19 protein-coding genes are annotated in these 24121 nt (G+C 56.4%); 9 read left to right on the top strand and 10 right to left on the bottom strand.

Features of this window, described 5'->3' with window-relative positions; genetic code table 11:
* Nucleotides 1-381 precede the first annotated feature (381 nt).
* On the bottom strand, nucleotides 382-2181 hold the full coding sequence (aspS, locus tag B7364_RS13495) for an aspartate--tRNA ligase (protein WP_085340553.1): 1800 nt from the start codon (nucleotides 2179-2181) through the stop codon (nucleotides 382-384).
* 247 nt (nucleotides 2182-2428) lie between these two features.
* Here aspS and rnd point away from each other — a divergent pair, with 247 nt between their 5' ends.
* Nucleotides 2429-3628, top strand: coding sequence for a ribonuclease D (gene rnd, locus B7364_RS13490; protein WP_085340552.1), 1200 nt, complete (start codon nucleotides 2429-2431; stop codon nucleotides 3626-3628).
* Nucleotides 3629-3638: 10 nt separating this feature from the next.
* Here rnd and B7364_RS13485 read toward each other — a convergent pair whose 3' ends face one another.
* From B7364_RS13485 to B7364_RS13470, 4 genes are read right to left on the bottom strand one after another with little or no spacing between them, the layout of a single operon-like run.
* A complete protein-coding gene (locus tag B7364_RS13485; RefSeq protein WP_085340566.1) occupies nucleotides 3639-5201 on the bottom strand; it encodes a Ppx/GppA family phosphatase in 1563 nt (520 codons plus the stop codon).
* A complete protein-coding gene (locus B7364_RS13480) occupies nucleotides 5146-7428 on the bottom strand; it encodes an RNA degradosome polyphosphate kinase (RefSeq protein ID WP_085340551.1) in 2283 nt (760 codons plus the stop codon). The genes B7364_RS13485 and B7364_RS13480 overlap by 56 nt, the downstream gene beginning before the upstream one ends.
* A 12-nt stretch (nucleotides 7429-7440) precedes the next feature.
* Complete coding sequence (locus B7364_RS13475) at nucleotides 7441-8163, bottom strand: P-loop NTPase family protein (RefSeq protein WP_085340550.1); 723 nt, start codon at nucleotides 8161-8163, stop codon at nucleotides 7441-7443.
* A gap of 11 nt (nucleotides 8164-8174) precedes the next feature.
* Nucleotides 8175-8549: a hypothetical protein gene (locus B7364_RS13470; RefSeq protein ID WP_157893705.1), complete on the bottom strand. Its 375-nt coding sequence runs from the start codon at nucleotides 8547-8549 to the stop codon at nucleotides 8175-8177.
* Nucleotides 8550-8627: 78 nt separating this feature from the next.
* Between B7364_RS13470 and purM the strand changes: the two genes are divergently transcribed.
* Complete coding sequence (gene purM, locus B7364_RS13465) at nucleotides 8628-9698, top strand: phosphoribosylformylglycinamidine cyclo-ligase (RefSeq protein ID WP_085340548.1); 1071 nt, start codon at nucleotides 8628-8630, stop codon at nucleotides 9696-9698.
* A complete protein-coding gene (gene purN, locus B7364_RS13460) occupies nucleotides 9695-10333 on the top strand; it encodes a phosphoribosylglycinamide formyltransferase (protein WP_085340547.1) in 639 nt (212 codons plus the stop codon). The genes purM and purN overlap by 4 nt, the downstream gene beginning before the upstream one ends.
* Nucleotides 10334-10407: 74 nt before the next feature.
* On the opposite strand, the gene ndk is transcribed toward purN, so the two are convergent.
* The 4 genes from ndk to B7364_RS13440 form a co-directional block, all read right to left on the bottom strand.
* Nucleotides 10408-10830: a nucleoside-diphosphate kinase gene (ndk, locus tag B7364_RS13455; RefSeq protein WP_085340546.1), complete on the bottom strand. Its 423-nt coding sequence runs from the start codon at nucleotides 10828-10830 to the stop codon at nucleotides 10408-10410.
* 101 nt (nucleotides 10831-10931) lie between these two features.
* Nucleotides 10932-11297: a hypothetical protein gene (locus B7364_RS13450; RefSeq protein ID WP_085340545.1), complete on the bottom strand. Its 366-nt coding sequence runs from the start codon at nucleotides 11295-11297 to the stop codon at nucleotides 10932-10934.
* Nucleotides 11279-11740, bottom strand: a complete 462-nt coding sequence (locus B7364_RS13445) for a DNA polymerase III subunit chi (RefSeq protein WP_085340544.1) — start codon at nucleotides 11738-11740, stop codon at nucleotides 11279-11281. The genes B7364_RS13450 and B7364_RS13445 overlap by 19 nt, the downstream gene beginning before the upstream one ends.
* A gap of 5 nt (nucleotides 11741-11745) precedes the next feature.
* Entirely contained in the window at nucleotides 11746-13236 is a 1491-nt protein-coding gene (locus tag B7364_RS13440; RefSeq protein ID WP_085340543.1) for a leucyl aminopeptidase, read from the bottom strand.
* A gap of 166 nt (nucleotides 13237-13402) precedes the next feature.
* Between B7364_RS13440 and B7364_RS13435 the strand changes: the two genes are divergently transcribed.
* From B7364_RS13435 to rsmA, 6 genes are all read left to right on the top strand, one after another.
* Nucleotides 13403-14554 carry an LptF/LptG family permease gene (locus tag B7364_RS13435; protein WP_085340542.1) on the top strand — a complete coding sequence of 384 codons (1152 nt, stop codon included), beginning with the start codon at nucleotides 13403-13405 and terminating at the stop codon, nucleotides 14552-14554.
* Nucleotides 14544-15641, top strand: coding sequence for an LptF/LptG family permease (locus B7364_RS13430; protein WP_085340541.1), 1098 nt, complete (start codon nucleotides 14544-14546; stop codon nucleotides 15639-15641). The genes B7364_RS13435 and B7364_RS13430 overlap by 11 nt, the downstream gene beginning before the upstream one ends.
* Before the next feature lie 81 nt (nucleotides 15642-15722).
* Nucleotides 15723-18032: an LPS-assembly protein LptD gene (locus B7364_RS13425; protein ID WP_085340540.1), complete on the top strand. Its 2310-nt coding sequence runs from the start codon at nucleotides 15723-15725 to the stop codon at nucleotides 18030-18032.
* Nucleotides 18033-18169: 137 nt separating this feature from the next.
* The gene (locus B7364_RS13420; protein WP_198534250.1) at nucleotides 18170-19465 is read left to right on the top strand and encodes a peptidylprolyl isomerase; all 1296 of its coding nucleotides are present in this window, start codon (nucleotides 18170-18172) and stop codon (nucleotides 19463-19465) included.
* A gap of 16 nt (nucleotides 19466-19481) precedes the next feature.
* Nucleotides 19482-20480 (top strand): 4-hydroxythreonine-4-phosphate dehydrogenase PdxA, encoded by a 999-nt coding sequence (gene pdxA, locus B7364_RS13415; protein ID WP_198534249.1) that lies wholly within the window; start codon nucleotides 19482-19484, stop codon nucleotides 20478-20480.
* Nucleotides 20477-21304, top strand: coding sequence for a 16S rRNA (adenine(1518)-N(6)/adenine(1519)-N(6))-dimethyltransferase RsmA (rsmA, locus tag B7364_RS13410; RefSeq protein WP_085340537.1), 828 nt, complete (start codon nucleotides 20477-20479; stop codon nucleotides 21302-21304). The genes pdxA and rsmA overlap by 4 nt, the downstream gene beginning before the upstream one ends.
* Nucleotides 21305-21439: 135 nt before the next feature.
* Here rsmA and metH read toward each other — a convergent pair whose 3' ends face one another.
* On the bottom strand, nucleotides 21440-24115 hold the full coding sequence (gene metH, locus B7364_RS13405; protein ID WP_232780914.1) for a methionine synthase: 2676 nt from the start codon (nucleotides 24113-24115) through the stop codon (nucleotides 21440-21442).
* Nucleotides 24116-24121: the final 6 nt, after the last annotated feature.

Here is a 24121-nt window from a genome sequence, read left to right as displayed (position 1 = left end):
GTTTCCCACGCGGGGCTATAGGTGTTGGTGCTGGTGTGAGGACCGCCCTTAACGCTGTCATCCCGGACGGCGTGAGCCGATCCGGGACCTTGTGGCGCAAAAGCGTAAGGAGGTCCCCGCTCTGCGCTTCGCTTCGGCGGGGATGACGGTGGTTTTGGTTAGGTTTTTTATCTGGACGCGCTTTGGTGATCCCCTTGGTCCACCAAATCGCCCACCATCAAGTGAGTTTGGCCTTTGGGGCAGGCACAGCCTGCACCAAAGCCTTCCAGATAAAGACCTTTTTCACGGTGTCATCCCGGACGGCGCAGCCGATCCGGGACCCTGTACCGCACAAGCACAAGGAGGTCCCCGCTCTCCACTTCGTTCCAGCGGGGTCCAGGCCTAGCTATTGGCCTTCTTATCATCCGCCACAACCCGCAGCCCCAGATCGCGTAATTGCTGCGGGGTCGGTAGGCTGGGGGCGCCCATCATCAAGTCTTGCGCATTCTGGTTCATCGGGAACATGATGACGTCGCGGATATTGGCGGTGCCAGCCAGCAGCATCACCATCCGCTCAATCCCCGCGGCACAGCCCCCGTGAGGTGGCGCGCCATAGCGGAACGCATTGACCATGCCGCCAAAGCGGGCCTCGACTTCTGAGGCTGGATAGCCTGCCAATTCAAACGCCTTGAACATGATCTCGGGCTTATGATTGCGGATACCCCCTGAGACCAGTTCATAGCCATTGCAGGCCAAATCATATTGATAGGCATAGACGCTCAAAGGATCGCCCTGCAACGCCTCAAGCCCGCCCTGCGGCATCGAAAACGGATTGTGCGAGAAATCGATCTTGCCGGTCGTCTCGTCAATCTCATACATGGGGAAATCAACAATCCACGCAAAGGCAAAGCGGTCTTTCTCGGTCAGGCCCAATTCATCGCCAATCACCATACGCGCCTTGCCAGCAATACGTTCAAACGCCTGTGGTTTGCCGCCCAAGAAGAAAGCAGCATCACCTGATTGCAAGCCCAATTGCTGGCGGATGGCCTCTGTGCGTTCTGGCCCGATATTCTTGGCCAAAGGCCCTGCCGCCTCAAGGCCCGAGCCATCTTCTGCTTGTCGCCAGAAGATATAACCCATGCCGGGAAGACCCTCTTTTTGGGCAAAGGCATTCATGCGGTCACAGAATTTGCGGCTACCGCCGCCAGGAGCTGGGATCGCCCGGATCTCGGTGCCCGATTGCTCAAGCAAATTGGCGAAAATCGCAAAGCCAGAGCCTTTGAAATGCTCGCTCACCACTTGCATTTTGATGGGGTTACGCAAGTCTGGCTTGTCTGTGCCATACCACAGCGCAGAATCCTTGTAAGAAATCTGGACCCAATTGCGATCAACCTTTTTGCCTTGGCCAAACTCTTCAAACACACCCGCGATCACAGGTTCCATGGTCGCAAACACGTCGTCTTGCGTCACAAAGCTCATTTCAACATCAAGCTGGTAGAAGTCCGTCGGCGAACGGTCGGCGCGGGGGTCTTCGTCGCGGAAACAGGGCGCGATCTGGAAATAGCGGTCAAAGCCCGCCACCATAATCAATTGTTTGAATTGCTGAGGGGCCTGGGGCAGCGCATAGAATTTGCCAGGGTTCAAGCGGCTCGGCACCAAGAAGTCCCGCGCGCCTTCCGGGCTGGACGCCGTCAGAATGGGCGTCGTAAATTCGGTAAAGCCCTGATCCATCATGAGCTTGCGGAAGCTGTTCACCATTTTTGAGCGCAACATGATGGTGTTGTGCAAGGTCTCGCGGCGCAGATCAATGAAGCGATAGCGCATGCGAATGTCTTCTGGATAATCGGGTTCTCCAAAGACGGGTACTGGCAATTCGCTCGTCACCTCAGAATGAATTTCAACGCTCAGGACGCGCAATTCAATCTCACCTGTCGCAAGTTCTGGGTTCACGGTTGCGGGATCGCGCGCAATGACTTCGCCTTCCACGCCAATCACGCTTTCGGCCCGCAGGCGGGTCAATTTCTCAAAGCTTGGATTGGTCGGTCCACACACAATCTGAGTGATGCCATAATGGTCACGCAGATCGATGAAGGCAACGCCCCCATGGTCGCGACGGCGGTGGATCCAGCCGGCGATCTTGACGGTTTGGCCAACATGTTCGGCGCGAAGGGCGCCGCAAGTGTGTGTACGATAGGCTGACATGGGTAAGTGCCGATTCAATGAGTGTGTTTGAGTGCGCGATAGACCGCGTGACGACCAAAAGGTCAAGAAAGGAGGGCATATAGCGCCGCTTTCGACCATTCTATAGAGCCCTTGCAGAGGAAGCTGCCGCCTTTTGGCATATGACGTGTTGCAACAAAGTGCCAATCGGGCCCGATCTGCATTATTTTGGCCGCCAACAAGGGTCTGGCTCTCGCACTTTACCTCAATCCACTCCATACGAGATCGCATGAAAGTGATCCAAACGACACAAGAACTAGCCGAAGCCTGCGCCGCCATTGCCCAACATGAATTTGTGGCCGTCGATACAGAGTTTCTCCGCGAAACCACCTATTGGCCGATGCTGTGCTTAATTCAGGCTGCTGCTGGTGATGTGGAGATTTTGATCGACCCTCTGGTGGAAGGTGTCTCGCTAGATCCTTTCCTCGATCTCATGGCCAATGAGAGCGTTCTAAAGGTCTTTCACGCGCCACGTCAGGACCTTGAAATCTTCTATCGCTTGATGGGGGGAAAGCTGCCCTGCCCCGTGTTTGACACCCAAACAGCGGCCATGGCTTTAGGGCTGGGCGAACAAATTGCCTATGACGGCCTTGTGATGGCCTTGCTCAAACGCCCGGTTGATAAGTCCCACCGCTTTACCGATTGGAGCCGCAGGCCCTTGTCGGAAAACCAATTGGCCTATGCGTTGGCCGACGTGACCCATTTGCGGGATCTTTACCCCAAAATGGCTGCCCAGCTAGAGCGCAAGGGTCGCGCCGATTGGGTGAGTGAAGAGATGAAGGCCTTTGTCGATCCCGCCGCCTATGACACCACCCCGGCCAATGCGTGGAAGCGGCTGAAGCCCAAGCGCTTTGCGCAGGATTATCTGGCCGCCTTTTTTACCGCAGCAACTTGGCGGGAATGGTTTGCGCAAGAACGCGATGTGCCGCGTGGCCGTATCTTGAAGGATGATGCCATTTTTGAGATTGCCGAACAGCGCCCGCGTGACGCCGATGCGATGGACCGGATGCGGGCTTTGCCGAAAGGCTTTGGCCGCTCAAAAGGGGGCGTACAATTGTTGGAAGCTTTGAACGAAGCCTTAGATAACCCATCAGAATTCGCCCCAAAGACCGAACGCCCGCCCTCTTCTCCTCCCGGTCTAGGTCCTGTGGTAGAATTGCTGAAAGTGCTGTTGCGCTGTGAGGCCGAGCGTTTGGGTGTGGCCTCAAAGCTGCTCGCCACCGTCTCTGATTTGGAAGAAATTGCGGCCAGCGACACGGCAGATGTCGCCGCTATGAAGGGGTGGCGCCGCGAAGCCTTTGGCGAAAAAGCCCTACGCCTCAAACGCGGGGAGATTGGGCTTGTCATGAAAGGCAAGCGCGTCCGAGTGTTTGACGTGGCAGCTGACGCGATTGTGGACGATGACGGGGATGAAATCGAAGAGGCCTGACCCTCTCCCGCTAGTCCACCAAAGTCGTAACCGGAGTCTTGAGGATCTGACCGAGTTGATCGAGCCGTTTCAGGGCTTGTTCGGCCAAAAGGCCCCTATATTCTGGACGCGTCGACAGGGTTAGCTTGCCATCGCGATGGCTCAATTTCGTCTGGGTCAGAAGCTGGGCAGACCGGCCCGACAGCTCTGCCCCTAAACGGATCGCGGCACCTAGGGCATCGGCACGGACCAGGCGCTCTTCATCCAATAAGCGCTTAACCAAATTGGGCTCAATCTCATCTAGTTTCGCGCCATAGCGGCGAGCTGAGACGCGGGCGAGAAACACACGTTCAATATGGGAGGCAGCAGGATAGGGCGCGCGCAGGACAATCTCAAATGCGATGCGGGCGCGATCATCGGGGTGCAACGTCGCACCAACATCGGCGAGCATACAGGCAGCCGCGCGCAAAATCTCGCCGCGACGATCTGGGAACAGGCGCGGCAAATCTTCAAAGACCGGCATCACCCACCAAAATAGGGCTTCGCCAAATTCTCGCATGCGGGGGTCTGAGCCGATCATGGCAATCGCCCCGGCCACCAAAGGGTCTTGCGCACGTTCCTCTGGGCTCAATTCCTCCAGCAAAATCCCTTCGCGCAGCCCGTGGGATGAAATAATGACGCTTTCAAACGCCCCGTGATCCAAAAGCGCACGCAACAAGGTAGCGGCATAAGGCAAGGTTTCGGCCCGTTTACCCGTAGCCCCATCAATACGCTCCAGAGAGCGCTTGCTTTGACCAGCAACAAAGTCGCAAATGGTCATCGCTTCAGCACGTGTCATGGCGTAATTGTGCAAGACTTGCAGCGGATAATTGCGGGTAATCATGTCAATCTTGGCGATCGCCCGCCACGCCCCGCCCACGGCGTGTAATTCGGTCCCACGGCCTTGCGACAAAACATCGGATTGAGTCAGGAAGTTGTCGATGCGCTGACGCATCTCAACGCCATCAAAACTATCGGTAACGCCCATAGCAAGTGGCCCTAAAGGCCAGCTTTCGGCTTTACCGGGCCCATCTGGGCTGAGGCTGACCAATTCAAGGCTAGAGCCACCCAAGTCGCCCGCAATGCCCCCGGCACCTGGTGCACCTGCCAAAACCCCCAAAGCCGATAAGCGGCCTTCTTCCGGGCCTGAAATGATCTTGACATCAAAGCCTGTCTCTGCCCGGATCTGGCTGACAAAGTCTGGCCCGTCACTGGCGTCACGTACCGCAGCGGTTGCCACGGCATGAATGGTCTTAACCCCAATCGCATCCACCAAGAGGCGGAACCGCCGCAAGGCTTCTAGGGCCCGACGCACACCAATGGGGTTCAGCCTGCCCGTTTCCGGCACACCCCGACCCAGACCCGCCAGCACTTTTTCATTTAGGATCGGCGCATTGGCGCGGCCCTCCACCCGGTAGATCACCAAACGGACGGAATTAGAGCCAATATCAATCACCGCTTGGTCGCGTAGCGGGTTAAAGACAAAACGATTGGGCATATCAGGCCTTAGGGCTGCTGCGCGACGATTTGCGGCGGGCTTTGGCGCGTGGGGCATTTGGCCGCGTCAAGCTTGCCGCACGACCCCGCCCAGACAGGCTTGGATTTTCCATAAACCATGTGTGCACATTAAAGGGCTCAGCTGCATTGACGGGCACCACTCTTTGATAAGTCCCATCTGACTGCATCGACCAACTTTGGGCTTCATCAGCCAAGTTAGCGACCATGATTTGATCTAGAATCTGCTGGTGCACGGTTGGATTTTCAATCGGTACCAAGGTCTCAACCCGCCGGTCGAGGTTGCGCGGCATCCAGTCGGCTGAGGAGAAGTAAACCCGAGCTGAAGGGCTGGGCAATGGCGCGCCATTGGCAAAACAGACGATGCGGGAATGCTCCAAGAAGCGGCCAACAATCGACTTGACGCGAATGTTCTCCGACATGCCGGGAAACCCCGGGCGCAGACAGCAAATGCCGCGAACAATCAAATCAATCGGCACACCCGCTTGGCTGGCTTCATACAGCTTTTCAATGACGACCGGGTCCACAAGCGAATTCATCTTGGCCCAGACACCACAGGGCTTGCCCGCTTTCGCAGCTGCGATTTCCTTATCTATCAGACCAAGGAGAACTGTCTTCATATTAACGGGGGAAACCGACAGCTTCTCCATTTGTGCCGGGGTAGCATAGCCGGTCACAAAATTGAACAAACGCCCCGCATCGCGGCCAAAGGCTGGGTCGGCGGTAAAGAGCGACAAATCGGTGTAAACGCGAGCGGTGACCGGATGATAATTGCCAGTACCAAAATGCGCATAGGTCCGAAGGGCCGTTCCCTCCCGCCGTACCACAAGGCTGACTTTGGCGTGGGTCTTCAAATGCACAAAGCCATAGACCACATGCACCCCAGCCCGTTCCAAGTCGCGTGCCCATTTGAGATTGGCTTCCTCGTCAAAGCGCGCCTTAATCTCCACCAAAGCGGTCACAGACTTACCCTGCTCTGCCGCCGCAATCAGGGCGGCAACAATCGGGGAATCCGTCGAGGTGCGATAAAGTGTTTGTTTGATCGCCAGAACATTGGGGTCGCTTGCGGCTTGGCGCAGAAATTGGACGACGACATCAAAGCTCTCAAACGGGTGATGAACCAAGATGTCCTTGGCGCGAATGGCGGCAAAGCAATCGCCGCCAAAGTCACGTATCCGTTCAGGAAAGCGAGCGACATAGGGCTTAAACTTCAACTCGGCCCGATCATCAGGGATGATTTGGCTCAATTGTGCGATGCCCAAAATCCCATTGACGCGAACAACCTCATTGGGGGCGGCGCGCAATTGTTCGATGATGAAGGCTTGCAAGTCATTGGGCATGCTCGCTTCAATCTTGAGACGCACCACATCGCCCTTGCGCCGTTCGCGCAGCGCGGCTTCGGCTTGGCGGACAAGGTCTTCAGCCTCTTCTTGCAATTCCACGTCGCTGTCGCGGATAACCCGGAAGGCACCAGAACCAATGACCTCATAGCCTGGGAACAAAGTATCGGCGAACAGTCGAATGGCGGTTTCAACCGCCACAAAGCGGCGTACCCCGTCCAAGGCAGGCAAAGGCATAAAGCGGGCCGCCTGCATGGGCACTGGCACAAGGGCCGTCATGACGCGCGCATCATGTTCGCGTCGCAATCGAAACGCGACCGTAAAGCCCAAATTCGGAATGAACGGGAATGGGTGGGCCGGGTCGATCGCCAAAGGCGTCAAGACCGGGAACAGCTGGGTCAAAAAATCGTCGCGCAAGGTTTCGCGGTCGATTTCACCGGCTTCTTCTGCCGAGACAACTGCAAAGCCAACTTCGCGAAGTTCCGAATGAATCGCGCGCCAGCACGCCTGCTGCCGCTCCATCAACGCACTGGCAACCTTATCAATCCGAGCCAATTGCTGGGTGGGGGTCAAGCCGTCTTGACTGGGCGTCTTGATTCCGTCGCGTACCTGCTCACGCAGGCCCGACACACGCACCATGTAAAACTCATCGAGATTGCTGCCGCAGATCGACAAGAAACGCAGCCGCTCCATGATGGGATGGGTATGGTTTTCCGACTCATCCAAGACGCGCGCATTAAAGGCCAACCACGACAACTCGCGGTTCAAATAGCGCTGCGGGTCCGGACCGCGCACAATCGGCACCTTTGGCTTACTGGATTTGCGCACAGGGGCCCGACGGGTCACCAATTGATCGGTCGTAATCGGCAGGCCCTGAACCGAGGGCGCAAACCCCAGTGTCGGATCGGAATCTGTGGGTTGGGTCATCGAAATCCTTGCCTAAGCCTCAAATAAGTCACCGCTTTGCGCTTCCTCATCGGTCCAATCCTGTGGATAGAGCGCACGCAGCGCACGTTGCGCTAATGCCATAGGGGTTTTTAGTGAATAAGTCGCGACTGTTTCGAGACAGGCTGTCACAGCTTTTGCAGCTTCAAAGGTGCGGGGGATGCGCGCGGCCAGATACGTGGCCGATGGCTCGTCGAGTTTAAAGCCTTTGGCGGCTGCGTAGCGGATGATGAGTTGTGCCAGCAATTTCTGCTCAGGCTCTTTAAGCGATTCGGTCGCAATGGCTCTGAGGCGGGAGCGCAAATCCGCCAAGCCATAGGCCCAGTGCGAAGGCGGGGTGCGCGCCAAAAGCAAAACCGCCCCACCTTCGCGTTCAAGCCTGGACAAGAGGGCAAAGAGGGCCGTCTCGTCTGCCTGATCGGCATCATCGATCAGGGCAATGACTTTGCCTAGGCCCGACTTGGATTCGGCAAATTGGAGGGTTAGGTCAAAGCCCTTGAGCGCAACCGCTGAGGCCTGCTCCGCCCAAATTGCCCCCAAATGCGATTTACCAGACCCTGCCTCCCCATAGAGACAAAACACCCCACCGGGCCAAGTCCGCCACTGGGTGAGGGCCGCACGCGCAGAGGCGGTTTCTTCCGAAACCACAAAGGCTTCAGCGGCATAATTTGGCGTTCCAAAATCTAAATGGGCTTGATTGAGGGTTTGGGCGGGCACGTCAACACCGCTTACGGGGTCGCGACTTTGACGACCGCACCTGCGGCATCGAGCCTTAAGTCAAGTCCGGCGCGCGCTAGAATGGCCTGAAGGTCAGAAGGGGTGCCCTCATAACGAAACAGGATCAACGCCCCATCAATCGAGATCGCACTGATCGAAACGGAAACGCCCTGAAGGCGACTCAAGGCCGCACGCATTTTCCCCCACTCCTCAATTCCCGAATAAACGGCCGAGGCATTGAGGCTAGACTGGACTGCCGGTGCGGCTTGTGCAGCAGAACTCGCCGCTGTTTGGGCAAAAGCAGCCGGGGCGAAAAGGATCAGGCCCAGTGCGAGACAGGGACCAATCCATCGGGGCATAAAGCCAGTAAAATATGTCTGGGTCATGCGCCCTCTATAGCGCGAAAGCAGGCCAACGTGAAACACACTCTTGCGGTCTGAGCTGTAGCCGATCATAGGGCTTGCATGACTTCTGACTCACCCAAGCCGCCCCGTTCTGACGCCGCTCATGGCAAGCCGCCAGCCAATGGCCTGACCTATAAGGATGCAGGCGTGGATATTGATGCGGGCGATGCCTTGGTGAAGCGAATTGCACCCCTTGCAAAAGCAACGGCCCGTCGCGGGGCAGATGCTGCCTTGGGTGGTTTCGGTGGCCTGTTTGATCTCAAGGCGCTGGGGATGACCGACCCTATTTTGGTCTCTGGAACCGATGGTGTGGGCACCAAGCTTGAAATCGCTTTGGCTGCGGGCATTCACGATGGCATTGGCCAAGACCTTGTGGCTATGTGTGTGAATGATGTTCTAGCCCAAGGGGCAGAACCCCTCTTCTTCCTTGATTATTTTGCCTGCGGAAAACTGGACCTAGACATCGCTACAGCCGTCATCAGCGGGATTGCGCGCGCCTGTAAAGAAGCAGGGTGTGCGCTGATTGGCGGGGAAACCGCTGAAATGCCCGGCATGTATAGCGAAGGTAAATATGATCTAGCGGGATTTACCGTCGGAGCGGTGGAGCGTGACAAGGTTCTACCAAAGCTTGACACGATGCGGCCCGGCGACGTGTTGGTTGCTTTGCCCTCGTCCGGGCCCCATTCCAACGGTTATAGCTTGATCCGCAAAGTTGTGGCGGTCAGTGGCTTGTCATGGGACGCAGCCAGCCCCTATAGCGAAGATCAAACCTTGGGGCAGGCCCTTTTGACGCCGACCACGCTTTATCCAGCCGCCGCTTTGCCCGCGATCCGAGCTGATCTGGTCAAGGGCCTCGCCCATATCACAGGTGGCGGCTTGACCGACAATATCCCCCGCATGTTGCCCAAGCATTTGGTACCCGTCTTGGACGAGCAAGCTTGGACCTTGCCGCCTGTTTTTCAATGGCTGCAAGAAACCGGCGGGATTGCCGCCAGCGAAATGGCGCGCACCTTCAATTGTGGCATTGGCTTGGTAGCCAGCGTCGCGCCCGAAAATGTCCCTGCGCTTCTCGACCTCTGGCTCGAGCTTGGCCAAGACCCCATCGTGCTGGGTGAAGTTCGGGCGGCATGACCAAAGCGCGCATCTTGGTGTTGATATCGGGCGGGGGCAGCAATCTGCAGACCCTGATTGATGCAAGCCGTCAGCCAGACTGCGCCTATGAAATTGTACATGTGATCTCAAACAGGCCTGAAGCCTACGGGCTGTCGCGCGCCGAACAAGCCCATATCCCTGCCCGCTGTCTGGATCACAAGGCCTTCAAAGACCGCAGCTCATTTGATGCCGCCTTGGCCCAGATGATTGATGAAGTACGCCCAGACCTTATCGTCTATGCCGGCTTCATGCGTATCATGGGCGCAGATTTTGTGTCGCGCTATGAAGGCCGCATGATCAATATCCATCCCTCACTTTTGCCGAATTTTCCGGGCCTCCACACGCATGCACGGGCCTTAGAAGCGGGCGTTACCATCCATGGCTGCACCGTCCATTGGGTGACGGCCGGGGTTGATGAAGGTGCGATCATTGGCCAAGCGGCAGTCCCGATCCTGCCCGGCGACACGCCCGATGATTTGGCCGCCCGCGTTTTGGTGCAAGAACACCGTCTGTATCCTGCCTGTGTCCAAGCCGTAGCCTCAGGCCGCGCAAAACTGGTTGACTGTCGCACATGGCTGGACGGCAGGCCCGGCGGCCTCGCGCTTTTGGGCTAAAACCCACCCAAAAAAAATGGCGGCCGCACGTGCGACCGCCATCTTCAAAACGCATTGAAGTATCAATCTTCAGCTTAGCCGACGATTTCATTGCCTGCGAAAAATTGGGCAATTTCTTGAGCGGCGGTTTCAGCAGCGTCCGAACCGTGGACGGTGTTTTCACCAACCGACACGGCATGAACCTTGCGGATTGTGCCTTCAGCGGCATTGGCTGGGTTGGTTGCCCCCATGACTTCGCGATAAGCGGCAATGGCATTTTCGCCTTCCAACACTTGCACCACAACAGGAGCCGACGTCATGAAGTCAACAAGCTCGCCGAAGAATGGACGCTCGCGATGGACCGCATAAAAGGTCTCGGCTTGCGCACGGGTCATATGGATGCGCTTTTGTGCCACAATGCGCAGGCCAGCTGCCTCAATCATCGCATTGACAGCACCGGTCAAGTTCCGGCGGGTTGCATCTGGTTTCAAAATCGAGAAGGTACGTTCGAGTGCCACACTGGCCTCCTTAAGAGTTTAGCAAGCGCGCCCTCGGGTGAGCGCGCAATCTTGAAGTTGGAAGGCGCGCCTCTAGCAGCACCGGCGGCGAGTTGAAAGCTTTAAGAGCAATAGATTCTGCCAACTCTTGTGCCGCGGTTGATTTCGATACTCAAACGCCCCGGTGGAACAGGCTCGCTAACAGGATCACCCACGCGATAAATACGCGTACCAGGGGGCAATCGCATGGTTAGGACGTCACTGATGGTACGCCCAATCAGAGACCGATAAGGCGCTGCATCGCATTTGGCTTGCGTCGTCGGCGGGGTTTGTTTTGCCGCTGAATTTGGTGGGTTTGACGGGTTAGGCGGCGGTGTCGTCTCGCCCTCTTTTACAGCGACGGGCGGCGAAACCTTGGGCGGCTCTGTCTTGACCACAGGGTCGTTGACCAAAACAACCATGAGGAGCATCAACCATTCTTTGCCCATCGTCCATCCTCTCCTTGTCGCCAATAGGTCGGCAGAAGGCCTGCCTCTTTGGCCACCCGCCATTGTTGACGCGCTTGGCTGACCGTGTCTGGGTCTCGACCATCAAACAAGACAAAGACACGTGAGACACCTTCTAGCGGCCCCCAATTTGCCCCATCGAGCAGAAATACCGCTTCCGCAGGGGGTGTGGCTTGGGGTGCTTCACCTAGCTGAACCGGCGCTAGGTGGGCCATTTCTGCACCCGGGCTATGGTGAGGCAACCAGGAATTGGGCTTCCACGTCCACAAATGGGTGTCGAGGGCTTGCAAGCGCTCTGCCGAGGGGGAGAGCACCTGTGCACGCCACCCCCGGTCCAAGCATTTTTCGATCAGCGGCGGCAAGGTTTCTTCAACGCTGGCCGATTCCAGATGATAAAACCAGATTTCCGCCGCCGCTTGCGTCATCGCGCTTAGCTTTCAAACGAATCCGCAACCAAACGGTTCAGCAGACGTACGCCATAGCCCGTGCCCCAAGAGGGTTCACGGGGATCGTCATTACCGGGCTTCCAAGCTGTCCCAGCAATATCGATATGGGCCCACTCAACCCCATCTTTGACAAAGCGTTGTAGGAATTGAGCGGCAGTAATCGAACCCGCGCCAGCCCCGCCGCCCGAGCGTTGGACATTCTTCATATCGGCAACGTTGCTATCCATCAGCTTGTTGTAAGCAGGGGTTAGTGGGAAGCGCCACACAGGCTCTTCTGCAGCGGTTCCCGCCTTGCTGATTTTGGCTGACAAATCATCAGAATTTGAGAACAAGCCTGCAAATTCATGGCCCAGCGAGATGATGATTGCCCCGGTCAAAGTGGCCAGATCGATCATGGCCTTCGGGGCGTGCTTTTCTTGCGCATAGGTCATGACATCACACAAAACCAAGCGGCCTTCGGCATCGGTGTTCAAGATCTCAATGGTTTGGCCGCTCATCGAAGTAACGATGTCGCCCGGGCGCTGGGCAAGACCGTCTGGCATATTCTCAACCAAGCCCACGAGGCCAACAACATTGGCTTTCGCCTTGCGACCCGCAAGCGCGCGCATGGCGCCTGCAACGGCTGCTGCCCCGCCCATATCGCCCTTCATATCTTCCATGCCACCAGATGGTTTGAGAGAGATGCCGCCGGTATCAAAACAGACGCCTTTGCCAACCAAGGCCAAGGGCGCTTCATCGCCACCGCCTTGCCACTTCATCACAACCAATTGGCTTTCGCGGGCGGACCCCAGGCCCACTCCCAACAGCGAATGCATGCCCAAAGCGGCCATCTGCGCTTCGCCCAAAACTTCAACTTCAACGCCCAAGCTCTTGAGTTCCTTCAAACGCTTGGCGAATTCTTCTGGGTGCAGGACATTGGCGGGCTCGTTCACCAGATCACGCGCAAAGCTGACACCATCAACGACTGCTTGATGGGCTGCCCAAACGTCTGCGCCTTCGGCCACATCCACTTCAAAAGTCTTCAAGCTCGGCTTCTGCTCCGCCTTCAATTGGGTACGATAGGTGTCGAAGCGATATGCGGCCAAAGCGGCACCAAAACCGATTCGGGCTGCATTTTGGGCCGTTGCGAGCTTCTTCCAGCCTGACAGCGCCACGCAAGCTGTCTCAACGCCAGAAGTCAAAAGTGCCTTTGCACCTGCGGCTGCTGCACGCTCCAGCACAGCCCCATCGACTTTTGCCAAGTCACCTACGCCAACTAAAACCACGACATCAAGGGCGTCATTGGGCGCATGAACGCTTAAAACCTTTCCAGCAGCACCATTGAATTTAGCGGCTGCAATCGCCTTGGAAAGCCTGGATTTACAGGCCCGATCCAACTTTTGGCTTGGCGGAGACAGCACCGCCTGACCATCGGTTTGGCCAACAAATGCGATGATCGCCTTTGCCTCTGTGGCGGAAGTAAATTCAATTTTCATAGCTTTCACGCTCCCAAATGCTGGGTCAGCCCACCGTGGCGCGCCGACAAAAAACCAATCCAGCCAAGCTGGATTTAAAGATGGTGGCTTCTAAATTGCGCGGCACGGTGTTAGGTGCAACTGGCAAGCTGTCAATCGTTGCCTCCCCAGCGCAGCTAACGGAACCATGAATAAGCTCCAACGCTATTATTTTGGCCAATTGGTCCCCGTGTTTCTCCTGATCATGGTCGGGCTGACGCTGATTGCGTTATTGACCCAGAGTCTTTCCCAATTGGATTTGCTCTTTGAGCGTGGCCAAAGTGCGGCAACCTTTTTGGGCATTTCCCTGCTGGCCACCCCGCAAATCATGGCCATTGTCATGCCGGTGGGTCTTTTTGCTGCCGTGAGCTGGACCTATGGGCGCTTGCACCAAGATAATGAGATCATTGTCGCCTATGGGGCTGGATGGACCTTGTGGCGTGTGGCAGAGCCCGCCTTCCGCTTGGCCGCAATGGGGGCTGTGGCAGCGCTTGCCGTCAATCTGTTTGTACAACCCTTGGCGCTGCGAGAAATGCGCGAGCGCCTGTTTGAAATACGCGCCGATTTTGCCAGCTCTATGGTGCGGGAGGGGGAATTCAGGTCGAGTGTCGATGGATTGATGGTTTTTGCCCGCCGGATAGACCGCGATGGTACACTCAATGGCATGATCATTTCCGACACTAAGTCTGCCGCCAACCCCGTTATCTATGTTGCCCAGCGCGGCACAATTGCAAAGCTTGAGACGGGGCCGGTAATTGTCCTGCAGGACGGGGCGGTTCAACGAAAGCTCGACAACGGGCAAATCGATTTGATTGGCTTTTCCAACTATGTGGTGGAGCTTCGTGGGTTTGCCGACAAAAATCTTGAACTGTTTTACAAGCCTTCAGACCGCTTCTTGCCGCAATTGCTGAAGCCGGATCTGACCGATTATTGGGATAGAGACCATGTCGGCGACCTCTTGGCCGAAGCCCACCGTCGCCTTGCGGCCCCGATTATCTGTCTTTCCTCTGTCGCCTTAGCCATGCTAGCAATTTTAGGGGGTTCTTTTTCCCGGCAAGGCTATGCTGCTCGGGTTGGCTGGGCATTTGGTGGCCTGATTTTCATGCTGTTGAGCTTTACTGGCCTTATTCCGACAGTTGCAGACCAGCCAGCCCTCGGGCTTGTGCTTTACCTGATCCCCTTCGCCGTCCTGTTTTTTGCAACCCGATCTATGCGCACGCGGTTGCCGAGTTTTGTGATCCTGTCTGACAAATTTGTGCCGAGGTCAAAACCTAAAACGCGGGGTGGCTATGCACATTAATCGGCTCGACCTCTATATTTTCCGCCTCACTTTGTTCGGCATTTTGGTGGCCGCCGGCGGTGTTTGTCTGTCGATCATTCTGGTCGATATTGTTGAGCAACTCCGCAATGTTTCTGGGGTAGCCAATGCCAACACCTTTACGGCATTGCGCTTCACCCTGATGCGCACGCCAGGTATCTTGGAGCTCGCTTTGCCCTTTGCGGTGCTGGTTGGTTCGATCGTGACCTTTATGCGGCTGGCACGGAGTTCTGAGATCGTTGCCATGCGGGCGTCAGGTGTTTCAACTTGGCGGTTTTTGAGCCCCGTTGCGGTTTTGGCAGCTTTAGTTGGCCTGTTTGCGATCTTCATCCTAGGCCCGTCGGCCGCCCGCCTCAACCTTGCCTATGAAACCCAACTTCAAGCTTTGACCGCCGTTGCGACCACCAAGACAGGCGAAGGCGGCCGCACCATGATGTGGATCAAGGACCGCACTGCCGACATGCAACTAACCGTTTCGGCCGAAGCGGGCAGTGCTGGGCGTTATAGCAATGTGACTTTGCTCGCCTTCGCAAAAGCCGATTCGCGTTTCCTGGCCCGCTACGACGCTAAAACAGCGCGGCGCACCGACCAAGCTTGGACCCTGACCCAAGGCGTGAAGTCCTCGATTGGTAGCCAACCAGTCCCTTTTGAAACCTTGACCTTCCCCATTCTGAAGGACCGACTGGACGACAGCCAAAAGAATAAGGATGCAACAGCCCGCGCGATGTCGATTTGGGAACTTCCCCGCGCAGCACGCGAAGCAGAAGCCTCGGGGGGGTCGCCCCAGCGCTATTGGCTACAATTCCACCGTAAGCTGGCTTTGCCCATCGCGCTTTTATCCATGGCGATGATTGCAGCCGTTCTATCGTTAAGTGGGGATCGGTTTGGGCAGCGCGCCATCATGGCCGCTGCGGCGATTTCAGCGGGACTTATTGTCTATTTTGTCAATGATATCTCGGGTGCTTTGGCAACGGCGGGCTATGCGCCAAGCTGGATTGCGGCTTGGTGCCCGCCCCTTGCCGCCCTCTTTATCGCCCTTGCAACAGTCTCTTATCGCGAAGATGGGTGAGCTTAGCCGCTAGACGTAAGGTGAGTCGCTCTTTACACCCGTTCGAGCACCTCCGCTCTGGCGACTCTTCAAGGATCGGTCATGTCGCGCGCACTGCAACGTCAGTTACTGGCCGTCTCGCTGGGAACCCTTTTGGTTCCAGCGCTTGCCATCGCGCGGGAAAAACCGGACTGGAATCTAAAAGAGGCCCCAGCCGCGAAACTTTCATCTAAAGCGGTCACCCCAGCCGCCCCCCCCTCCAAAGGCAAGCCCGAAGACCCCGTTCTTTTGGAAGCTGACACAATTGAGCAAGGCGATGAGGCCGGTGTTTTGATTGCCAAGGGCAATGTTACCGCGCGCAATAATGGCCGGACCGTTCGCGCTGACCAGATCAATTACAACCAAAACACCGGTATTGTGAAAGCCTTCGGCAATGTCACCGTCGTGAATGCAGATGGCTCAACCACCTTTGCGGACGAACTTACCTTAGACGACGAATTATCCAGTGGTGTGGCTGGCAATTTTGCCTCCCGTTTTGCCGATGGCTCCACCTTGGCGGCCAATGCGGTGGTTACGCGCGAAGGCGACCGGAAACTGATGTCGCAAGCAGTCTACACCGCGTGTCCTGTCTGTAAGGACGGGAAGAACAAGCCGTCGTGGATCATTCGCGCGCGGCGGGCCATGCAAAACGAACGCGCTGAATCGATCGTTTATAATGATGTCGTGTTCGAGGTGAAGGGCGTACCGGTCCTCTACATTCCTTATTTCGAGCATGGAGACCCCTCATCGGGCCGCCGTTCTGGCTTTCTGCAGCCTAAGCCTGGCGAATCTTCGCGTAATGGTTATTTCATCGAGCAGCCCTATCTGCAGGTGATTGATGCCTCTTCAGACATCACCATCTCGCCCATCATCAGCCAATATATCAATCCAGTTCTCCAATTGGAGTATCGCCGGAAATTCTATTCGGGCGGTCTCTGGCTAGGTGGATCGGTCACCAAGGAGAAATTCTTTGGCAAGCGCGGCGAGAAATTTGGCGAGTCCGACTGGCGTGGTCATATTTTTGGTAGTGGCGAATTCAAACTAAATGAAACTTGGAATTGGGGCTTTACAGCTGAAAGCGCGAGCGATGACCTCTATCTCTTCCGCTATCGGATCGGGCAGGAGACCCCACAAGCCGGACTTGTAAGGCCGCAAGCATCTCGGCTGATGTCGCAACTTTATGTGCAGGGCCAGTCCGACCGCTTCTATGTGCGCTCTTTGGGGGCCGTCTTCCAAGACCTCGTGCCGGGCGAACGGCGCAAAAACGTGCCGCGTGTCGCCCCCTTGGTCGAGGGCACTTACCGCTGGCTGATTGGGCCCATGAATGGCCGTTTGGATGTATCAGGGTCTGCCGTCTCCTTGATGCGCACACAAGGGCGGCTTGATTCTGTGCGCGGAAATGTTGGCGCGACCTGGCGGGGTAGCCAAATTCTGCCCGGCGGATTGCTGCTGGAACCCATGGCTTTGGTTCGCGGCGATTATTTCGACTATAGCCAAGGCTCCAACACAGGGGCTGTCTCGGCCACCCCCCTTCCCGCGGATTCCTTTGGCCGCGGGGTTGGCCTTGCGTCGCTCGATATACGCTGGCCGCTCGTGCGTCCAGGCAATCGGTTCAATATGACCTTAGAGCCGCGCCTCTCGGTGACGGTGGCCAGTGAGGACGATCAGCAAAGCCGGATCCGGGTCGAAGACGCGCTGGGCTTTGAAATGGACGCAACCAGCTTGTTCCGGCCAGCAGGGGCTGCAGGAATGGATTTGTGGGAACCTGGAAGCCGCGTCAGTCTTGGCGTGCGCGCGGGCTTAGATGTCTTGCCGCGCTCTTCTGCCCATGCGGTGCCGCTGCGCGCCACTGGCTTCATTGGACGTCGCATTCGTACCGACGAGGCCAACGCCTTTAGTCGCGCCTCGAACCTCGACCGCAAGGAATCAGATTGGGTTGGCGATTTTGAGCTACGGCATGGCGATTATGGCAGCCTTACAGGCCGCTTACGGGTGGATGCTGAAACCGGCAAGCTGGTCCATACCGAAGCTATTGCGCGCCTAAAAGTATGGCGCACCGAGACCAGCCTGCGCTATCATGAGTTTGACAAAAGCGCCGCCGGCCCCACCCGCGCCAATAAGGAGCTGCAAGGCTCCGTGATTCTAACCCTTAATAAGAATTTCAAACTGTTTGGCGCGCTGTATCGCGACTTCAATACGGACACCAATCTCCGATCGGCTTATGGCTTGATCTATGGCGATGAATGCACCGACTTCCGCATCTTCTATGAAGAAATTGGAACACGAAACCGCTTCATCGAACCGTCTCAATCCATTCGGTTCCAGATCGCATTCCGCACCTTAGGTGAGTTGAGCGACGCCCCATTTGACTGAGGTAATTCTGCCTAAAGATCGACAAATTTACCGTGCATTGACTTGCACCTGATGAGCCCGTTGGTCATGAACGGATTTTGGGCTAGAAGATTATGAAGAGCCCTCAACAATCGCGCAGTGGCGCATGGAGTGAATGGATGAGCAAGGGGACAATCAGCGCATGTGCAGGCCGGTTTGCACTGGGTGCGATGTTGGCACTCTCTTGCGCGGTCTGGCTAAAGCCGCAACCCACTTTGGCTCAACAGCGCCCCTTAAACGAGGGCGTTGCCGCCATCGTGAATGACCAGCCCATCACCCGACTGGATGTGCGCCAACGGGTCCAGTTTTTGATTGCCACATCCGGGGCGCAGCAAATCACGCCAGAGCTAATCCAGCGCGCAACTTCAGCAGCCCTGAACAGCCTGATCGACGAACGTTTGCAATTGCAAGAAGCTGCAAAGTTCAAAGTGGATGCGTCTGACCGCGAAATCGACCGCATTTTGGCCAATCAAGCCCGTCAGAATGGGGCGACCTTGGAAACCTTCTTCCGGGACCTCGCTGATATTGGCGTTTCGGCTCAAAGTTATCGCGACAAGACCCGCGCCGAAGTTGTGTGGCAGCGTATTGTCAGCGGACGATTTGGCTCTCGTGTGCGGGTCAATCGGGATCAGGTTAAGGCCGCGCTTGATCGTATTTTGGCCAATACAAACAAGCCTCAATATCTGATTTCTGAGATTTTCTTGGAAGATGAAAATGCCCAGAGCGCGCCGCAAACCCTTGAAGGGGCACGGACTTTGGTGCAGCAATTGCGCGCGGGAACTCCATTCCAACTGGTTGCGCAACAATTCTCCTTTGCGCCTTCTGCCTCCACCGGCGGCGATATGGGGTGGATCACCTTAGGCGAGTTGAAAGCCGAAGTTGCCACAGCGGTGGAGCAAATGACGCCCGGAACGGTCAGTGATCCAATCGTCGTGCCCGGCGGCGTGATGATTGTCTCAGTGCGTGAAAAGCGCGAGCCCAGCCCACCCAAGGCCAAACTCAAGCTCAAAGAAATGACTCGTAAGGTCCCGGCAGGCGCAGATGAAGCAACGTGGCGGCGGGCCGAACAAGCCGCCCGCGGCAGCCGTGATGCGTTGCGCAATGGCTGTGATGGTGTGAATAGAGCCGCACAGCGCAGTTCGCTGGAAGTAATCGATTATGGTGAAATCCAAGACGAGGATTTGGGCGAACCCTTCCGCAGCCAAGCCCTAGGCCTTTCGAATGGTCAAGCCAGTGCGGTGTTCCGGTCAGAAACTGGTGTGCATGTTATGGTGCTGTGTGACCGCGAAAATACGGGGTCGGACATCCCAACTCTCGAGCAATTGGAAGACCGCCTGTATGAACAGGAATTGGCCCTGATCGCCCGCCGCTATTTGCGCGATATCCGTCGTGAAGCGGCGATCATCCAGCCCTGATCGCGTGGCGTTCGCTTTGTCAGGATACAAACGACCGCTGGTCATTTCCATGGGCGATCCAGCAGGCATTGGTCCAGAAGTTATAGCCAAGGCTTGGCAGGCCTTACATACAGGCCCAACCCCATTTTGTGTGTTGGGCGATCCTGCCCTATTTAGGTCAATTCCAACCCAACTTATCACACAAGTTTCTGACTCTCTTGCAGTTTTTAAAGACTCGCTCCCCATCCTCCATGGCTTTGAAACGCCTGGCGTTGTTGTTGGCCAGCCAGATCCTGCCCATGCTGAGGTGGTCTTGCGGGCGATTAAGCAGGGCGTCGACTTAGTCTTGTCTGGCCAAGCCCGCGCGCTGGTTACCGCCCCGATTGCGAAATCCGTCCTTATGGCCGCGGGCTTTCGTCATCCCGGCCATACTGAATTTTTGGGTGCCCTGTTGGAAGCCGCCCCATTCGAGCAGACACGCGGGCCCGTCATGATGTTGGCGGTAGATGGTCTGCGGGTGGTGCCTGTCACCATTCATTGTGCACTGTCCGAAGTGCCGCTTCGTTTGACGCAAGAGGCAATCATTCATGCCGCACGTGTGACGTCGGAGGCCTTAACACGTGATTTAGGCGTGAAGTCTCCGCGCCTGGTTGTCGCAGCACTCAACCCACATGCCGGCGAAGACGGGGCCTTTGGCGATGAGGAAAGCCGCATCATTGCGCCTGCCGTTTCGGCACTTCAGGCCATGGGCTTGAGTGTGCGTGGCCCCCTGCCCGCCGATAGTCTGTTCCACGCAGAAGCCCGCGCCACCTTTGATGCAGCCATTTGCATGTATCACGACCAAGCCCTAATTCCGCTGAAGGCGCTCGACTTCTGGGGCGGCGTAAATGCGACTCTCGGCTTGCCAATCATTCGGACGAGCCCGGATCATGGGACGGGCTTTGACATTGCCGGGCGCGGCCTTGCGCGTCCCGAATCCATGATCGCCGCCATCCAAATGGCCGCAACAATGGCAGAAGGGCGCAGTAATTCATGAGTGGGGACTTGCGACAAGCGCTTGAAGAGGCAGATTTGTTCGCCCGAAAAAGCTTGGGCCAGCATTTTCTCTTAGACCTTAATCTCACCGGAAAAATCGGCCGATTAGCAGGAATTCAACCAGGTGAAACTGTTTTGGAAATCGGTCCCGGTCCGGGCGGGTTGACCCATGCTCTTTTAGCTAGCCCAGCAGCAAAAGTCATAGTGGTTGAAAAAGACCCTCGTTTTGTGGCCCATCTTGGCCGCTTCTTTGCCGACCACTTAGATCGACTGTCCGTGATTGAGGCCGATGCGCTCGCCATTGATGAGGCAGCGCTTTTGGCCAGTCATGGGGCGAAGGGTCCAGCTCGAATCATTTCAAATCTGCCCTATAATGTCGGCACGCCACTTTTGGTGAAATGGCTGAAAGCAGGGCCGTGGCGGGGCCCGATGTGTCTGATGTTTCAAACCGAAGTGGCCGAACGTATTTGTGCTCGCCCGGGCAGCTCCCATTATGGGCGATTGGCGGTGCTTGCTGCGGCCCGTTGCACGGCCCGTCTGGCGCTGCATGTGCCCCGTCTGGCCTTTGTGCCGCCACCCAAAGTGGAGAGCGCGATTGTGGTTTTGGAGGATCATCAAAGCCCGTTTGACGATCTTGCTGGCCTTGAACATCTGACCGCCCACGCTTTTGGCCAGAGACGCAAAATGCTCCGCGCCAGCCTCAAGGGTCTGGGCAATTGCGAGGCGATTTTGGATGCGGCCGGGATTAACCCTACCGCTCGCCCCGAAACAATCGAGCCTGAAGGCTTTTTTGCGTTGACCAAGGCGTGGCGGGCACAGGCCTAGTCGCAGTCATTTTGAGGGGCGATGTTATCAAAAATGCCGCTCGCCGCGCCCCACATCCGAAGCCGCAAAGTTCCCTAAGATCCCCGCCTTCTGCTTTGTTCCTGCGGGGACGACATCATAGGGGGGCGAGGCAACCTAAGCATCTTGCGCCACTTTGGCAGGCTGGCTTGGATCATAGGCCAGAATGGGGGCGAGCCAGCGTTCGGCCTCGCGCATCTCCATCCCTTTGCGAATGGAATACTCGCTTACTTGATCGCGGTCGATCCGGCCGACACCGAAATATTCCGCCTGCGGATGGCTGAAATAAAGGCCCGATACCGAGGAACCCGGTAACATGGCAAGGCTTTCGGTCAACTTCATACCAACTTTAGCTTCTGCATCTAAAATACGGAACAATTGATATTTTTCAGTATGGTCAGGTTGGGCTGGATAGCCAGGAGCCGGGCGAATGCCGCGATATTTCTCGCCAATCAATTCATCCACCGCCAATTGCTCATTCGGTGCATAGCCCCAATGAATCTTGCGAACGAGTTCATGCATCCGCTCAGCAAAAGCCTCGGCCAAACGATCGCACAAAGCTTGGAACAAAATGGCGGAATAATCATCATTGGCATCTTTAAAGGCTTGGGTGCGTTCGCGTTCGCCATGACCGGCTGTCACTGCAAAGCCACCTATCCAATCCTCCACCCCTTCTGGGGCGACAAAATCTGCCAGTGCCAAATTGGCGCTGCCTTCGCTCTTGATCATTTGTTGGCGCAAGGTGTGGAAAGTCGCTTCCCGCTTGGTGCGGCTTTCATCTTGCCAGATGGCAATGTCATCCCCAACCCGATTGGCGGGCCAGAAACCGATCACGCCCTTGGCCGTCACCCATTTTTCGGCGACCATTTTGTCCAACATGGCACGTGCATCGGCATAAAGCGGCTTGGCCGCCTCCCCCACAATCTCATCTTCCAAAATGGCCGGGAATTTGCCGTGCAATTCCCAAGTGGCAAAGAAGGGTGTCCAGTCAATGACGGGGACCAAATCTGCCAGCGGATAATCGTCAAATACGCGGGTGCCGATAAAGCTGGGCTTAGGCGGGCTATAGTCGGTAAAGTCCAGCTTGGCCGCATTGGCGCGGGCCGCAGCCAAAGTCGCGCGTGGACGCTTGTCTTGCCCAGCAAAGTGGGCGAGGCGGGCGCGCTCTTGATCTTCAAGCGTTTCTTGAATGAGGTCTTGACGATCCTCGCCCAATAGCTTTTGCACAACAGGTACGGCTCGACTGGCGTCCGTCACGTAAAGAACCGGGCCTTTGTAATTGGGCGCGATCTTGACCGCTGTATGGGTGCGCGACGTGGTTGCCCCCCCGATCAGCAACGGCATATCGCCAAAGCCTTGACGCTCCATCTCGCTCGCCACCCAGCTCATCTCATCCAAGGAAGGCGTGATCAGACCGGACAAGCCAATAATGTCGACCTGATGCTCTCGTGCGGCTTCAAGGATTTTCTCGCAGCTGACCATGACGCCCAAATCGACCACATCAAAGCCGTTACATTGCAACACAACGCCGACAATATTCTTACCAATATCGTGCACATCGCCCTTCACGGTCGCCATCAAGACCTTACCTGCAGCCTGATCTTGGGTGCCAAGCCGCAGCTTTTCTTCCTCCATAAAGGGCAGAAGATGGGCGACAGCTTGTTTCATGACGCGGGCAGACTTCACCACTTGTGGCAAGAACATTTTGCCTGAGCCAAACAAGTCACCCACCACATTCATCCCGTCCATCAACGGGCCTTCAATCACATGCAACGGCCGTTCCGCTTCAAGGCGGGCGGCTTCGGTATCTTCAACAATGAATTCGGTGATGCCATGCACCAACGCGTGAGCCAGCCGCTCCCGCACTGGGGCGTCTCGCCACGTCATGTCCTTGACGGCGGCCTTTTGGCCACCCTTGCCGCGATACTCCTCAGCCGTTTCCAGCAAGCGTTCAGTCGAATCAGCGCGACGGTTCAAGATGACATCTTCGCAGCGTTCACGCAGTTCAGGGTCAATGGAGTCATAAACCGCCAACTGCCCGGCATTGACGATGCCCATATCCATGCCGGCTTTGATCGCATGATAGAGAAAGACGGCGTGCATCGCTTCGCGAACCGGCTCATTGCCGCGGAAGGAGAAGGAGACGTTGGACACCCCGCCCGACACATGGGCATGAGGCAAGGTTTCGCGAATGATACGCGTTGCCTCGATAAAGGCTACGCCATAATCATTATGCTCTTCAATCCCCGTTGCGACCGCAAAAATATTCGGGTCAAAAATGATGTCTTCGGGAGGGAAGTCGAGCTTATCGCGCAGGAGGTGATAAGCACGGGTACAAATCTCAACCTTGCGATCAACTGTATCGGCTTGGCCCAATTCATCAAAGGCCATCACGACGGCGGCGGCCCCATAACGGCGCACTTTCTTAGCTTGCGCCAAGAATTGGGCTTCACCCTCTTTCATCGAAATCGAGTTGACGATAGGTTTGCCTTGGGTGCATTTCAAGCCGGCCTCGATGATTTCCCACTTAGAGCTGTCGATCATCAAGGGCACTTTGGCGATATCGGGTTCGACCGAGATTAGATTCAAGAAGGTCGTCATCGCCTTCACGCCATCAATCAGCGCTGCATCCATATTGATGTCGAGCACATTCGCGCCACTTTCGACCTGTTGCAGCGCGACCGCCAAGGCGGCGGTATAATCGTCATTCTCAATGAGCTTACGAAACTTGGCAGAGCCGGTTACATTGGTCCGCTCGCCGACGATGACGAAATTGGAGAAAGGATTGGTCAAAGGCTT

The sequence above is a fragment of the Aquidulcibacter paucihalophilus genome (assembly GCF_002105465.1).
Taxonomy (GTDB): domain Bacteria; phylum Pseudomonadota; class Alphaproteobacteria; order Caulobacterales; family Aquidulcibacteraceae; genus Aquidulcibacter; species Aquidulcibacter paucihalophilus.
Note: the sequence above shows the minus strand (reverse complement) of the source record. Positions and strands in the feature narration are given on the sequence as shown.